At 70.3% G+C, this 15,034-nt stretch carries 12 protein-coding genes; 7 read left to right on the top strand and 5 right to left on the bottom strand.

Features of this window, described 5'->3' with window-relative positions; genetic code table 11:
- Positions 1–60: 60 nt before the first annotated feature.
- Positions 61–213 carry a hypothetical protein gene (locus ACIBK9_RS06885; RefSeq protein ID WP_352360905.1) on the bottom strand — a complete coding sequence of 51 codons (153 nt, stop codon included), beginning with the start codon at positions 211–213 and terminating at the stop codon, positions 61–63.
- 436 nt (positions 214–649) lie between these two features.
- Between ACIBK9_RS06885 and ACIBK9_RS06880 the strand changes: the two genes are divergently transcribed.
- From ACIBK9_RS06880 to ACIBK9_RS06870, 3 genes are read left to right on the top strand one after another with little or no spacing between them, the layout of a single operon-like run.
- Complete coding sequence (locus ACIBK9_RS06880; protein ID WP_397155779.1) at positions 650–1,033, top strand: YbaB/EbfC family nucleoid-associated protein; 384 nt, start codon at positions 650–652, stop codon at positions 1,031–1,033.
- Positions 1,030–1,332 (top strand): hypothetical protein, encoded by a 303-nt coding sequence (locus ACIBK9_RS06875; RefSeq protein WP_397155777.1) that lies wholly within the window; start codon positions 1,030–1,032, stop codon positions 1,330–1,332. Before ACIBK9_RS06880 ends, ACIBK9_RS06875 begins: the two co-directional genes overlap by 4 nt.
- A 6-nt stretch (positions 1,333–1,338) precedes the next feature.
- Positions 1,339–7,065, top strand: a complete 5,727-nt coding sequence (locus ACIBK9_RS06870) for a hypothetical protein (RefSeq protein ID WP_397155775.1) — start codon at positions 1,339–1,341, stop codon at positions 7,063–7,065.
- 26 nt (positions 7,066–7,091) lie between these two features.
- Here ACIBK9_RS06870 and ACIBK9_RS06865 read toward each other — a convergent pair whose 3' ends face one another.
- Complete coding sequence (locus tag ACIBK9_RS06865) at positions 7,092–8,003, bottom strand: LysR family transcriptional regulator (RefSeq protein ID WP_397155773.1); 912 nt, start codon at positions 8,001–8,003, stop codon at positions 7,092–7,094.
- Positions 8,004–8,232: 229 nt separating this feature from the next.
- Here ACIBK9_RS06865 and ACIBK9_RS06860 point away from each other — a divergent pair, with 229 nt between their 5' ends.
- Both ACIBK9_RS06860 and ACIBK9_RS06855 read left to right on the top strand, forming a co-directional pair.
- Positions 8,233–9,993, top strand: a complete 1,761-nt coding sequence (locus tag ACIBK9_RS06860; protein ID WP_397155771.1) for an adenine deaminase C-terminal domain-containing protein — start codon at positions 8,233–8,235, stop codon at positions 9,991–9,993.
- A 75-nt stretch (positions 9,994–10,068) separates the two neighbouring features.
- Positions 10,069–10,737, top strand: coding sequence for a YitT family protein (locus tag ACIBK9_RS06855; protein ID WP_387681603.1), 669 nt, complete (start codon positions 10,069–10,071; stop codon positions 10,735–10,737).
- Positions 10,738–10,749: 12 nt separating this feature from the next.
- Here the strand turns inward: ACIBK9_RS06855 and ACIBK9_RS06850 are convergent, their stop codons facing one another.
- Positions 10,750–11,325 (bottom strand): hypothetical protein, encoded by a 576-nt coding sequence (locus ACIBK9_RS06850; protein WP_397155769.1) that lies wholly within the window; start codon positions 11,323–11,325, stop codon positions 10,750–10,752.
- 130 nt (positions 11,326–11,455) lie between these two features.
- Here ACIBK9_RS06850 and ACIBK9_RS06845 point away from each other — a divergent pair, with 130 nt between their 5' ends.
- Positions 11,456–12,016, top strand: a complete 561-nt coding sequence (locus ACIBK9_RS06845; protein WP_397155767.1) for an RNA polymerase sigma factor — start codon at positions 11,456–11,458, stop codon at positions 12,014–12,016.
- A gap of 20 nt (positions 12,017–12,036) precedes the next feature.
- Positions 12,037–12,693, top strand: coding sequence for a hypothetical protein (locus ACIBK9_RS06840; RefSeq protein ID WP_397155765.1), 657 nt, complete (start codon positions 12,037–12,039; stop codon positions 12,691–12,693).
- Between the two features lie 54 nt (positions 12,694–12,747).
- On the opposite strand, the gene ACIBK9_RS06835 is transcribed toward ACIBK9_RS06840, so the two are convergent.
- Entirely contained in the window at positions 12,748–13,410 is a 663-nt protein-coding gene (locus tag ACIBK9_RS06835) for a histidine kinase dimerization/phospho-acceptor domain-containing protein (protein ID WP_397155763.1), read from the bottom strand.
- A gap of 102 nt (positions 13,411–13,512) precedes the next feature.
- Positions 13,513–15,024, bottom strand: a complete 1,512-nt coding sequence (glpK, locus tag ACIBK9_RS06830) for a glycerol kinase GlpK (RefSeq protein WP_397155761.1) — start codon at positions 15,022–15,024, stop codon at positions 13,513–13,515.
- Between the last annotated feature and the right edge of the window lie 10 nt (positions 15,025–15,034).

The raw sequence follows: 15,034 nt of genomic DNA, 5'->3' as shown, positions 1-15,034 counted from the left end.
GCGGAGGCCTTCTCGCGGCTCCAGCCCTTCTTGATCAGATGCTGGCAGGCGGCCTTCCTGTCACTTGGTTCCCCAGCCGGGCGAGTGGCACGCCGGGCCGTTCGGGCCGGTGTTGCACGACTGGCCTTCGGTGGCCTGGGCCGGCAGGGACATTGCCCCCATGAAGGCCGCGGCCAGCAACGCGGCGGTGAGTGCGGGACGAAGACGGGTCACATGGACTCCTGCGGCGAGGTCGCGGCGTACGCGAGGTGCGGTCCTGCATCTGCGGCGGCCACCGGATGCCCCGATGATCTCCGGTGCCGTACTGCCGATTGTGGGACGGGGCGAGCGATCCGCACTCCTCCCGGAGAGTGATCCTCCGCGGCCACCGGGAGGACCCGTCTCCGGCCGGAGGGAGGAGGGCGGCCGCCGCCACCGCAGGCCCAGGCCCGGTACGGGCCATTGTCCGGGCGTCGGGCCATTGTCCGGACGCCGGTAAAGAAGGCGGGCTTCAGGGACGAATGCCCGGCTTTGTACGGCACGGCGGACGTTACTCAGACACCCCGTGACACTTTTGTTAACAGAAGGTAAACGATCCGGACACCCCTAATCGGGTAAAAAAGGGTGTCGTATGATGCCTTGCGGTATTAGGCGGGTGAAAGGTGCTTCTGTGGCGGACGCGTTCGAGGCGGAGGTCAGTGCGCTCGCGGGCGAGATCAACCAGCAGGTGGCCCGCGTGCGCGAAGCGTTCGGAGAGCTCTCCGCCCTGGAGCACACGGCACGGTCGGCGGACGGGATGGTGACCGTGACCGTCGGCCGCCACGGTCAGCTGCGCGGCGTCGAGCTGAACCCCCGGGCCTATCGCACCCTGTCCCCCACCCAACTGGCCGACGCCATCATGCAGCAGGCCAACGCGGCCACCGCCGCGGTCTCCGAGCAGAGCAGGCAGCTGCTGGACCCCCTCATGCCGGACGGCCTGCCCTTCGAGGACGTCTTCGGGGAGCGGGCCACGCTCGACGCGTTCTTCCCCGGCCCCGTGGAGCCGGCCCCGTGAGCGGCTACTACGTGCAGCGGGAGGCGTTGCACCGGGAGGCCAGGACGTACGAGCTGTTCGCGGGGAACGTCGAGCAGGTGCGCGCCGACCTCCGCGCGGCCTTCAACCGGGACCGGAACACGCTCGGCGACGACGAGTACGGCGCGGAGCTGGCCAAGAAGCTGCCCGAGATGGAACGCGGCATCTTCGACGCCCTGACGGCGTTCATCGACGAGCTTGAGAACGTCGCCTTGGGGCTCAACGCCAGCGCCCGTAACTACAAGACGGCGGAGCCCCCTCCCGCCGTCACGTGGACCTGATCGTCCATGGGGTTCAACGGGTTCCTGGTGCCCGACTTCGCCAAGCCGTACGTCGGCTGGGTGGTCGGCATGGACTGGCCGGAGGGTGACGAGACCGGCTGCTTCCGGCTGGCCGACGCGTGCGTGATCGCCGCGCACCGGATCGTCGAGGGCACCCGCGCCGACCTGCCGGGCGGCGCGCGCAGGATCGGCAAGGACTGGGACGGGGAGGCTCACCTCGCCTTCGCCGCCCACGTCGACAAGGTGGCGGGCGGTCAGGTCGCCCTCGCGGTCAAGCGGCTCGTGGACGCCGCGGTGGCGCTCAACGGCGTGGGCGTGCAGATCCAGTACGCCAAGTACATGATCGAGGTCACCGTCTGGCTGCTGATCATGCAGCTGGGGTATCTGCTGGCCGCGGCCCTGGCCACCGGCGGGGCGAGTCTGGCGCTCATTCCACCGCGGTTGCAGCTCGCCCGGCTGACGGTCGGGCAGATCGCCCGGCAGTGCCGGCGCAACATCCTGCTGTTCGCCGGAATCGTGGCCGGCATGGACCTGGGCATCCAGGGCACCCAGATGCTGCAGGGCCGCAGGGACGACATCGATGTCCGGCAGCTCGTGATCTCGGCGGTGAGCGGCGGCGTCATGGGCGGGCTCATGGGGGTGGCCTCGGGCGGGCTGAGCCGTCTGGCCACGCCCACGCTGCGGGCCGGGCTGACCAGGGCCGAGATGTCCACGGCCGAGAAGCTGCTGGCGGCGGCGCACTCGTCGTTGTACGGCCAGGCCGCGCAGTTCGCCGTGACCGGGGGCATCACGACGGCCGGCTCCATGCTGGTCCAGGGCAACTTCAGCTGGGACCTGCTGGCCAAGGGCATCACGTCCAGCGCGCTCGGCGCGGACGGCCAGCACCTGGCCTCGCCGCTGCCGCACGGCGCCGACGGCCCGTCCGCGCCCCACTCGTCCTCTTCGTCCGGACATCCGCTGTCCGGACCGGACGGCGGGAACGGGCACGGGCCCAAGACCGGCGCCGACACGCTCCTGGCGGCGGTGAACCACAACCAGCGGACCATCGAGTCCCCCGCCTGGCACAGCCCCGACCTGCCGTCGGAGGTGCTCCAGGGTCTGACGTCCCAGCTGGCGTCCGCCGACCCGGGGCTGCCGAAGCCGGAGATCCATCCGCCTCGCGTCGTCGAGATGGGAGCCCTGGGCGAGACGGCCGTGCACGACGTCAGGGTGCCGGTGGACCCGAGGGCGGCGGCGCACGCCATGACCGCCGGGATCACGGGGATCGTCCCGCGGGAACGAGCCGTGATCCGCCTCTGGCTGGCGGAGGCGCTCGCCAGCAGCGACCGCGAGGTCTGGACCAACCACCTCCAAAGGGGCGTGGCGCTCGGCGTCGGCGACAAGGTGATCTACCTCAAGCTCCGGCCGAACGAGTTCACGCACCTGGAACAGCCGAGTCTGCCCCCGGAGAAGCCGGTCGCCTTCGGCGGGGACGGCGTGGAGGGCAAGTCCTCGCGGGGCTCCTCGCTGGATCGGACCGCGGGGCTGATGAAGGGGCTCTACCACTCGCCGGACGAGGCCGAGGCGAACGCCCTGCCCCGGTCGGGCGTCACCAGCACGGCCCGGACGACCCACACGAACGGCGTGGAGGTCATCAGCGGGCACAAGGCCATCTCCCCCGCCCACGACTACTTCGCCGCGGACATCGTCCTCGACGTCTACCGCGACGGCGAGCGGGTCACGCAGACCGCGGCGGTGCCGGACCTCTCGCTGACCATCCCCTTCCCCAAGCAGTTCACCCGGGAAGGGCCGCTGCTGAGCACCGACCACCCGTCGCCGCTCCCCCGCCACGAGGTGCCGGAGGGGGCGGGGCACAAGTTCCGCGACCACGGGATCGCCATCACCGGGCTGGACGTCACGCCTCTCGTGCTGGAGGTGCAGCGCCGGGGGCTGGCGGCGGGGCTGCCCGCGGGCGAGGTGGTCAAGATCACTGATCATCTCACCTCGACGCTGCTCAGCGAGCAGGGGATGAAGAACCGCAGCCAGTCGATGTTGTCGAGCGGGGTCTCCTCCGAGGCGATCCGGTACAAGACGTCGCTGCTGCGGTCGGAGGAGGACTCCGTCCGGATCAGCGGCGAGATCACGCGGGTCGAGCCGATCGACGGAAGCGGGCGCGCGCCGGTCGAGACGATGTTCCGGGACGACCTGGGGCGGCGCGAGAGCGAGGGCACCTCGCACCGGCAGGGCGCCAGCGTCGGCGTCCACGCGGGCGGCAAGATCGGGTTGCCGCTGGGCGAGCACGCGGAGGTCGTCGCGCGGGCCGTCGGCGGGGTCGGCTACGGGACGGACCACGTCACCTCCACCAACCGGGCGCACGGCAACCACACCGTCCTGACCAGGCTCGGCGACGTCACCATGTACGACGCCCGGATGCGGCTGCAGGTCGAGACCGAGACGCTCGGCGCCTTCGAGGTGGAGGTGAACGCCGAGCTGATCGTCCCGACGCGCGACGCGTCCCGGATGGAGCAGGACGTCTTCGGGCACGATCTGCGTCCGCTGGGCGAGTTCAACGACATCCAGCGCAAGCTCGCCGACCTCCACCGGGAGATCGACGACGTGGGGACGGAGTTCGCGCTGACCGAACCGGTCGGCGAGTACCCGGCCAGGGGCGAGCACCCCAACCGCGGCTACGACCCGCACGTCCTGGAGCCGGAGACGCTCGCCGCCGGTCGGGGCACGGGGCTCGGCAGCGGCGTCCGGGTCCATGGGGAGACGCTGCTCAGCGCGGAGCTCCGCCAGGCCGTCGACCAGGCGCTGCCCGACCTCCCGCCGGAGATCAGACGGCAGGTCGTGCGGGACCTGGAGAGCCGCTTCGGCGCCGTGGCGCTGGAGGCCGACCTGACGCACGCCCTCCACGGCATCAGGTATGACAGGACGATCGGCGGCTACACGATCGAGATCCTGGCCGAGGGCACGCTGGGCCGGCGGCACGAGGTCGGCGCGTCCGACCTGACGGTCAACGAACGCCGCATCACCTCGCGCACCGACACCAGCCAGCGGGAGAGCTCCCGCACGGGCCGTGCGGAGGTGCGCGGGGTCGCGCGTCTCGACGTGACGGAACGGCTCAAGATCGACCCGGTCAACCTGTCGCTCACCGGGAGCGGCACGAAGTCGGAGAGCACCGGCTTCTCCTCGGGTCACACCCGGTACGACCGCACGGAGACCAGCGGCGGCTTCACGATCACGCGGGATCTGTCCTTCGACGTCAGGATGAGGATCTCGCGGGACGGCACGGAGACGCTGAACACCTCGTGGGAGGTGCGCGGCAGCAGGGCGGAGATCCTGGTGCCGGACGTCCACCTGCCGCAGCGGCCGGTGCTCGCGCAGGACGTCGCGCATCTGGGACGGGTCGAGTCGACCACCGAGCGGCCCGCCGACCTGTGGCGGCCCGGCGCCGACGAGTTGTCGGCCATCGTCCGGATGGGGGCCATGCCCGACCTTCCCTCGACGCTGGCCGAGGCATACAACCGGTGGGCGGGACTGCCGGCGGCCGCGGAGCGGCTGGACGTGCCGCCGGTGTTCGAGACCGCCACCGACGTGATCAACCTGGAGACCATGATCACGTCTCACCCCGACGGCCTGCACTACACCGTGTCCGACCGGGCGGGAACGCGGCACGACCTGCACGTCAAGGCCCATGTGGCAGAGGTGCGGCACGTCAAGTCGGAGAGCGGGGTGGAGCACGAGAGCTACTCCAGCAGCAACTCCAGGGCGCTGGACGGCGAACGCGGCAGGCGCGCGGTCGGCGGCCACGCCAGAACCGGCCTGCGCGTCACCCTGAGCGACGGCGAGGGCGCGGGGGCCGCGCACGGAGCCGGGGAAGCCGGCGGGACCGAGCGCAAGGTCGTGGCGCGAGCGGGGGTGCACGGCGCCGCCAAGCGCAGTGCCGTGGAGAGCTCCTACCTGGGCAGCAGCGACGTCTCGCGGGTCACCTACTCCGACGGCAGCACCTCCCACTGGTACCGCGCGGACCTGGTCCTGGAGGTCACCCCCAGCAGGACCAGCGGAGGAACGGTCGAGCAGGGCCCGACCACGTACGTGCGGGTGGAGGACATCGTCGACCTCGTGCTGCCCGACGAGGTGGCCCGCCGGCACGGGCTCGACGGCCCGCAGGCCGTGGAGCCCGTCAGGCCGGCCGGGGACACGACGCGGGCCTACGCGGCGCCCGAGGCGGCGTTGAACACCGCCTACGTCCAGCACCTCGACGCGGAGGGCGTGCTGCCGCAGATCGTGGAGCTGCTGCGCCGCGACGGCCTGCTCCTCCCCGGGCAGGAGCTCACGAACCACCCGGTGGCCGAGCACCTGCGCGGCAACTTCGGCCAGGACGCGCTCGGCACCAAACTGGGCGAACTGCGCGGGAACGGCGTGTCCTCCTGGTTGTTCGTCACCGACGAGAACGGCCGGGTCACCGAACGCGTGGGCATCCGGGTCACGGCCGAGGTCGGCGACGGCGTACACGTCGGTGAGCGTCCTGACACCGGCCTCATGCTGCGCAACGAGCGCCTGAGCGGCGACCTGAGCGTGCGCGAGGCGGGGACGGACCGTGGCGCGGAGGCGATCGCCCGTTACATGGAGTCCTCCGACGGCGAGCTCAGAGGAGGCGAGGCGGGGTTCGCGAACTCCCGCGACTCCCACACCGTGGACGGGGAGGGGACGATCGCGAAGGCGATCAACCGCTACCAGACGCGCGAGGCCCCGCAGGAGTTCAGGCATCCTGTCCGGTACGAGATCACGCTCGAACACGTCCCGGTCCGCCCGCTCCTGGAGCCCGTGCAGAACGTGGCCCGCAACGTGCTGCTCAAGGTGGGCGAGATGACCGGGCACGACGGCGCCGGACGGCTGTTCGACCGGCACGCCGGGGTCACCGAGACGTCCCGGGCGATCGTGGACGGCGAGGTCGGCGTCCTGGTGCCGGGCCACCTCACCACGGAGGTGCCGCAGGGCACGCCGGTCGCGGGGCGCACGCCGGTCGCCGCGGCGGATCCGCGCTGGGCGGAGGCGACGGGGCCGAACCGCATGTCCGCCACCCTGGGCGACGGCGTGCCCAGGGGGGACGTCAGCCAGGTCGCGTTCCCGGCCGCGTCGCTGGTCGAGGAATGGGCGCCGCTGAGCGCGGTGCCGCCGAGGCTGCGGGGCGAGGTCCCGTCCCTGGCCGACCGGCCCGACGGGTTCGAGCTCTCCCGCCCGGCCGGCATGTCACTCGCCGAGGCCACCAAGGAACGGACCATGCGCGCCCACCTGGATCAGTTGCTCGCGCACGAGTACGAGATCCCGGGGATCGGCAGGGTGGGCATCGACGTCACCGGAGCCCGCGAGATCACCACCGCGCTGGTCAAGCAGCGTGTCTACGCCCAGACCATGAGCACGGTGGGGCACGGCCAGGAGCAGGGCCGGGGCGTGGCGGCCCGCGCGGGCGGCTCGGCCGGGGCGCAGGACGGGGGCCTCGGCTTCGGCGGCGTCGGCGGCAGCGTGAAGACGGCGGACGAGGCCGCGTCGCGGAACGCCAACATCGTCGAACGCAACTTCCTGGAGGAGCAGCACGACAACACCTACCTTGAGCTGGATGTCTCCCTGGTGTTCTACGGCAAGGACAAGCCCCTGACGGTGGACGTCGCCGGCGGCCTTCATCTCCGGCTCACCGCCGACGGACTCGCCGCCTTCGAGGCCGCACACCCCGGCGTGATCGTCCGCTGACCCCCTTCTTCCACGCGGCGAGTTCGTCAGAGGGGTGGGTGGGCCACGGATTCCAGGGTTTGGATGATCTCTTCGGCGAACAGCAGGGCGGCGGGGCCGGGGCCGTGTTTCTCGCGGCGGACGAGCGACAGGATGTTGTTGCTGAAGGCGCGGTCGCGCACCGGGCGGAAGGCGAGGGTTCCGTTGTGGTGGTCCTCGGCCATGTCGAACCTGCTGAGAAAGGCGATGGCCTCCCCCGCGGCGGCCAGGCGTTTCATCGTCTCGATCGAATTGGTGTGGAAGGCGGGCTCGACCTTCAGGCCGGCCTCGGCGAAGGTGTCGGCGATGATGCCGTGGATCACCATCGAGCGGTCGGCGAAGATGAGCGGGTAGGCCGCGCACTGGGCCAGGGGGATGGATTCCAGGCGGGCCAGCGGGTGGGCGGGGGCGAGGACCGCGCCGAGCCGGGTGTCCATCTGCCAGCACAGTTGGAGCTGCGGCGAGGACGGGACGTTGAATCCGAGGCCCAGGTCGGCCTCGCTGTCGGCCACCGCGCGGAGGATCTCGTGGGTGGACAGGGCGCGGATGGAGATGCGCACCTCGGGGTGGCGGGCGTGGAAGTTCACGGTGGCGGTGGAGACGATGCTGCTGGCCAGGCCGGTCATCGTGGCGATCACCACCTCGCCGCTCGGCAGTGACTGCAGGTCGCGGATCTCGGTCACGGCCTCGCGGTACTCCTGGAGGGTCCGGCGCACGTGGGCGAGGAGGACCTCGCCCGCCGGGGTGGGCCGCATGCCGCGCGGCAGGCGTTCGAACAGGGGCTCGCCGAGCTCTTCCTCAAGGAGCAGGATCTGCCGGTTGATGGCCGACGGGGCGACGTGGAGCCTGGCGCCGGCGGCCCGGATGGAGCCGTACCGCGCCACCTCGTCGATGTAGTGCAGCACGCGTGAGTGGAGCATGGGGGCCTCCCTGGGCTGGACCGTGCGCAAAAAGAGTACAGTCCGTGCGAAAACGGCTGCTTGTCAGCAACGGTGCCGTGCCATTTCATAGCCACAGCGCGTACGAGCGACACGGCCACGGCGGCCCTGTGCTGAAACTCCGCGACCGGCTGCCGACATCCCGGAGCCGCGTCCTCGGGTCTCGTTCCGCGAGCGGAATCCAACAGCCCAGCAATGAAGCGAGGAAATCATGCTCCAGCAGGAGAAGACGAGCCAGGCCGGTGGGGCGGACCGGGTCTCGGTCCACTACGACCACGTGCGGGCGGTCTTCGACATCCTGAGCGGGGAGAGGGAGGCAGATCTGCTGCTGCGCAACCTCAGCGTGCTGGATGTGCACAGCGAGAGCGTCTTCCAGGGTTCGATCCTCGTCTACAACGAGCGGATCATCGCGTTGAACCCGGACGAGTCGATCGTGCGGGTCCGCGAGGTGTTCGACGGCCAGGGCCTTTACGCGATCCCGGGGCTGATCGACGCGCACCTGCACTTCGACGCCCAGCTGGCCCACCCGGCGGCGTTCGGGGAGGCGATCGTCCCGAGCGGAACGACCACCATCTTCGCCGAGACCCTGGACTTCGCCAGCGCGGCCGGCGACGAGGCGGTCGAGGCCGCCGCGGCGTTGTTCAAGGACTACGAGAAGCTGCCCTACCGGATCTACGCCTTCGCGCCGGGCAAGAAGACGTCGGTCGAGGTCACCGACGCCATGCTGAAGATGGACCCGGTGATCGGGCTGGGCGAGCTCGCCCACCTGTCCTACATGACGGGCAACGAGGACGATTTCCGCAAGTCCGCCCTGGGCCGCGCCAACGGCGGCTTCGTGAACAGCCACTGGGGCGTGACGGCGCTGCCCGACATGCTGCTGAACTACATGCCCGCGATCGGCGCGCACAACAACCACGATGTCTGGAACGAGGACGACATCGAGAAGAGCATCCGGTACGGCTTCCAGACCCAGATCAAGTTCGGCGTCGGCAGCCCCGAGGTGATCAAAACCATGCTGCGCGCCATCGTCAAGCGCCGCTGGCCGGCCGAGAACTTCCAGATGTGCGCCGACAACATCTCGGTCGACCGGGTGCTGACGAAGGGGCACATCGACTGGGTGATCTCCCTGGCCGTCGAGATGGGCCTCAACCCGATCCAGGCGATCAAGATGGGCACGCTGTACTCCGCGCGCTCCTTCGGCATGGACCACGACTTCGGCTCCCTCGCCCCGGGCCGCTTCGCCGACATCGTGCTGACCGACAGCCTGTCGAAGATCAACCCGTTGTACGTGTTCAAGGGCGGCGAGCTGGTCGCCAAGGACCGTAAGCTCCTCAAGCCGGTCGATCTGGACTATTCGGTCATGGTGCAGGAGCCCCGGCCCGGCCTCGCCGGCCTGGCTCCCGAACAGCTCGACCTCACGCCCATCGAGATCTCCGACGACGGCAGCCGGGCGAAGGTCCTGCTCTTCGACGTCTACGGCCGCGGCCACCTGAAGTTCTCCCAGGAGGTCTGGGTGCCGTTCGCGGACGGCGCCGTCGTGCCCGAGGTGGACGGTGTCAGGCTGAACCGCATCTCCGTCGTCCAGCGGTACGCGGACGGCACCCGGCACGTCGTCAACGGGCTGTTCAAGGGGGTCTCGATCGACCGGGGCGCCGTGTCGACGTTCTGGCCCGCGCCCTTCGCCTACTTCGTGGTGGTCGGCAGCGACAGCGCCGAGATGTGCGACAACCTCAGGCAGCTCGACGCCTTCGTCGGCGGCTGCCTCGTCACCGAGGACGGGCAGGTGCGGGCCGCGCTGCCGCTCGACATCTACGGCGTGATGGCGGACATGAGCCTGGCCGAGCTGGTGGACGCGACCCGGTCGATCGACGCCGCCCTGGAGAAGCTGGGCAACCACAACGAGGGCGAGCCGGTCGTCAACAAGCTCCTGACCCTGTTCATCTCACTCGACCGCTTCGGGTTCATGGTCTGAGCCGTGCTCTGAGAAGCGGACATCGCGTCGTCCGGCAGGCTCCGGCCGGAACAGCTAACAGCCAAGGAGGCAACTGTGCTACAGCATGAAAAAGAGGCCGGAGTCGTCGACACCGGAAGTCTGGTGCGGCGTTGGATCACCTACGGCGCCGGCATCTACCTGCTGACCCTGGGGGTCAGCCTGGCCATCAGGGCGGGGATCGGCATCTCGCCGCAGAGCAGCCTCACCCGGACGATGACCCTGGTCTTCCCCTCGATCAGCCAGGGGACCTTCAACTTCGCCCTTGAGCTGCTGATGTTGCTGCTGACCTATCTCGTCCTGCCGAAGGACTTCAAGCTCAGGAACTTCCTGGCGTTGATCCCGGCCCTGGTGCTGGCCACGTTCCTCGATCTGAACCTGATGCTGACGAGCTGGATCGCGCTGGACGCCTACGCCGCCAAGTTCGTCCTCCTGGTGGTCGCGGACGCGACGCTGGCGTTCGGCCTGTTCCTGATGATCCGGGCCAACCTGGTGCTCATGCCGGTCGACATGTTCGTCAACACGGTCTTCAAGCGGACCGGCTTCAAATGGGGCAACCTCAAGACCGGCTTCGACTGCACGCTGCTGGTGGTCTCCGCGGCGATCGGGCTGATCTTCCTGGGCGGCCCGCAGTTCATCCGCGAGGGGACCATCATCAACGGCATCCTCGTCGGGCAGTACATCAAGCTCTACTTCTTCCTGTTCAAGAAGTTCTCGCGGTCCTGAGCCCGGCGTCCGTCACCGGAGTTCCTCCAGGATCGGACGCCGCCGAGCGGCCGGGACGCCGGCGGCGTCCATCGCGCGGCGCAGCAGGCCGGGATCGAAGCCGTGGGCGCGCAGGTGGCCGACGAGCGGGCCGTACCGGTCGGCGCGGTCGCGCAGGAGCTCGGTGGCCAGCCGGATCTCCAGCCGGACCGCCGGCACCTGGTGCGGACCGCACGCGACCAGGACGTGATGCCGCCACGGCCCTTCGCCGACGCATTCCAGGGCGTCCGAACCGGCCTGCCGCTCGACGGTGCTGAGCTCGACCTCCACCCCGTTCACCGCGAATCTGGCGAAGTACTGGTCGCTTTCCGGGATCCAGGCGGGGGCGTGGAGACAGGGGAACGGCGCCAGGGCCGCGGCGAACGCGTGCAGTTCCGGCCGGCCGGGCATCAGGAGGTCGATGTCCCCGGCCGGCAGCGGGACGCCTTGGAGAAGCGCCGCGCCCGTGCCGCACAGGCGGTAGGGGACGGCGGCGCCCGCGGCGTCGAGGGTCATGGCCAACGCCGTGGTGACGTCCGCCCGGCTCAGTGATCTGTTTCCGTGGCCCATGCCGGGCAACGTAGCAAGACCGCGCCCCGCGTCGTCAGAGACGGCGCGGGGCGTCTGTTCTGTCGGCTCTCATAACGTTTTCTCGGCTACTGACCAAGAAGGGGTGTAATCGACGAAGGGAGCACGGCCGGTGCGTCGCAAACAGCCGGATATCGCCACAGATCCGGACGCTTTCGAAGCCTTCTACCGGCGCCACGTCGATGCGGTCACCTCGTTCCTCGCCCGCCGGGTCGATGATCCCCACACGGCCGCCGACCTGGTGGCGGAGGTGTTCATGGCGGTGCTCGACTCCGCCCACACCTACCGGCCCGGACGCGGCAGTGAGATCGCCTGGCTGTACGGCGTCGCGCGCAACACGCTCTCGGCCGAGCGGCGGCGGGCGTACAAGGAGTTGCGGCTGGTCGATCGCGTCGGCGGCCGACGGCATCTCGACTCCGACGACGTGGCCGAGCTCGTGGCGCGGATCGACGCCGAGAACCTGGCCAGGCGGGCCTTCCAGGCCATGGCCGGACTGCCCGACGGTGACCGCGCGATGCTCGAACTGGTCGTCATCGACCAGCTCACGATCAGCGAGGCCGCCGCCGCCCTGGGCATCCGGCAGGGAGCCGCCCGGGCCAGGTTGCACCGCGCCCGCCACGCGCTCATGGACGTGCCGGAGATGGCTCCCTTCGTCATGGAAGGAATCCGATGAACTTCAAGGAGCACGTACTGATGGAACTGAAAGCCGAGATCGAGGCCCGCAACGGGGCCCGGCGCCGGCGCACCAGGCGGCGCCTGCTCACCGGCGCGGCGGTGGCCGCCGTCGCGGCCGCCGCGGCGGTCGTGACGCCGTTCCTCAACGGTTCGGACGCCCCCGCCTACGCGCTCACCAGGAACACCGACGGCACGATCACGCTGCGGATCAACGAGTTCCGCGACCCCGGCCAGGTGGAGAAGGACCTGGCGGCGCTCGGCGTGCCCTCCGACGTCTCCTACCTCAAGCCCGGCACCCGCTGCGCCCCCGACCGCGCCCCCGCCGACGCCGGCCCGTCCTTCACCAAGGAAGAGCTCCAGAGCAAGGACCCCGCGGTCCGGAAGAGGATCAGGGAGGCGATCGAGAACAGCCCCAACGCGAAGACGTTCCGGATGGGCGGCGGCCAGGTGCGGATCGACCCCAAGCGCATCAAGCAGGGGCAGACCGCGGTTCTGGAGTTCACCGAGAACGGCGACCAGACCTCCGGCCCCGAGAAGCCCAGGGTGCTGTGGCAGTTCAGCGGCTTCCTGGTCGACGGGCCGGCCAAGCCCTGCAAGGTGATCGACGACCCGTCCTGGGACCAGCTGCCCGACCCGACGGAGCACCCGGAGGCGTACCCGCCGTCCGGCATGTGAGCGAACCGCCCACGAGGCGGCCCGCGCCCGGATCGGGGGCCGGGCCGGGCCGCCTCAGCGGCCGGGAAGGCTGATCGTCACGGACAGGCCGCCGCCCTCGCGCGGGGTCGCGGTCACCTCGCCGCCGTGGGCCTGGACGACCGCGCGGACGATCGACAGTCCGAGCCCCGAGCCGTTCGCCGAGTCCACCCTGACGACGACCTCGCCCGCCATGGTCGTGCCGCCGAGACGGGAGACGACGGTCACGCCGCGCTGGTCGGCGACGGGCGTCAGCTGTTCCACCGCCGTCAGCGCCACGTCGTCGATGTCCACCGGCTTGCGGCGCGCGAGCTCCCGTTCGCTCCTGGCCAGGAGCAGCAGCCCTTCGATGAGCTTCTCGTTGCGCGCGTTGACCTCCAGCAGGGTGCGGGCGAGGGCCTTGAGGTCGGGCGAGGCCGCCGGGTCGGAGAGCGCGATCTCCAGGACCGTGCGGTTGATGGTCAGGGGCGTGCGGAGCTGGTGGGAGGCGTTGGCGACGGGCCGCAACGCCCGGTCGGCGACCAGGTAGCCGAAGACGAGCGCGAACAGGCCGACGCCCAGCAGGATCAGCACGGACTGCTGGATCATGCGGCTCAGGATCTGCTCGTCCAGCTTGACGGCCTGGATCTCGATCTGGTGCCGCCAGACCGTCACCAGCTCGTCGGGGATGCCCGGCGGCACGTCCAGCGAGAACTCCACGCCGTCGAGGTAATCGCACGCTGTCTCCTTCCGCTGGAGACCTCATTCTGGGCGCCGCCCCGGTAAGCGCACGGTAAGGGCGTCGCGCGCCTTCGCCGGCGGTCAGGTCTCCCAGTCGAGGGTGCGGCTCACCGCGCGTTTCCAGCCCTCGTACCCCTTCTCGCGCTGCTCGTCGGTCCACTCCGGGTTCCAGCGCCGGTCCTCGGCCCAGTTGGCGCGCAGTTCGTCGGTGTCCTTCCAGTAGCCGACGGCCAGCCCGGCGGCGTACGCGGCGCCCAGCGCGGTCGTCTCGGCCACCACGGGACGGCTGACCGGCACGCCCAGGATGTCGGACTGGAGTTGCATGCACAGGTTGTTCGCGGTGACGCCGCCGTCGACCTTGAGCACGTCCAGCACCACGCCGGAGTCCTGCTGCATGGCCTCCACGACGTCCCTGCTCTGGTAGCAGATGGCCTCCAGCGTGGCGCGCGCCAGGTGGGCGTCCCTGTTGTAGCGGGACAGGCCGACGATCGCGCCGCGCGCGTCGGGCCGCCAGTACGGCGCGAACAACCCAGAGAACGCCGGGACGAAGTAGATCCCGCCGTTGTCGGTCACCTGCCGGGCCAGGTCCTCGCTCTGCGCGGAGGACCGGATGATGTGCAACTGGTCGCGCAGCCACTGCACGGCCGACCCGGTCACGGCGATCGAGCCCTCCAGCGCGAACACGGCCGGCTGGCCGGCGAACTTGTAGGCGACGGTGGTGAGCAGGCCGCGCTCGGAGCGTACGAGGTCGGTGCCGGTGTTGAGGAGCATGAAGTTGCCGGTGCCGTAGGTGTTCTTGGCCTCGCCCGGCGAGAAGCACACCTGGCCGACGGTGGCCGCCTGCTGGTCGCCGAGGATGCCGGTGATCGGCACCTCGCCGCCGAACGCGCCGTACCTGCTGGTCGTGCCGTAGGAGGCGGGCTCGGAGGACGGGCGGATCTCCGGCAGCATCTCGCGCGGGATGCCGAAGAAGGACAGCAGCTCGTCGTCCCACTCCAGCGTCTCCAGGTCCATCAGCATGGTGCGGCTGGCGTTGGTCACGTCGGTGACGTGCACGCCCCCGCGGGCGCCGCCGGTGAGGTTCCACAGGGTCCAGGTGTCGGTGTTGCCGAAGACCGCCTCGCCCCGCTCGGCCGCCTGGCGCACGCCCTCGACGTTCTCCAGGATCCACTGGATCTTGCCGCCGGAGAAGTAGGCGTCCGGCCGCAGGCCCGTCTTCCTGCGGATGACCTCGCCGCGGCCGTCCCGTTCGAGCTGCGCGGCGATCCTGGCGCTGCGGGTGTCCTGCCACACGATGGCGTTGCAGTACGGGCGGCCGGTGCGCGGGTTCCACACGACCGTGGTCTCGCGCTGGTTGGTGATGCCCACGGCGGCCAGGTCGGTGTCGTGCAGCCCGGTGCGCTGGAGCGCGGTCTCGATCACCGCGGAGGTCCTGGTCGAGATCTCGATCGGGTTGTGCTCCACCCAGCCCGCCCTGGGGAGGATCTGCTCGTGTTCGAGCTGGAACTTGCACACCTCCAGGCCGCTGTGATTGAAGATCATGAACCTGGTGCTGGTGGTGCCCTGGTCGACGGCCCCCACGAAATCGGGCATGGTCGTTCTC

The sequence above is a fragment of the Nonomuraea sp. NPDC050227 genome, assembly GCF_044459705.1.
In the GTDB taxonomy this organism is placed as follows: domain Bacteria; phylum Actinomycetota; class Actinomycetes; order Streptosporangiales; family Streptosporangiaceae; genus Nonomuraea.
Note: the sequence above shows the minus strand (reverse complement) of the source record. Positions and strands in the feature narration are given on the sequence as shown.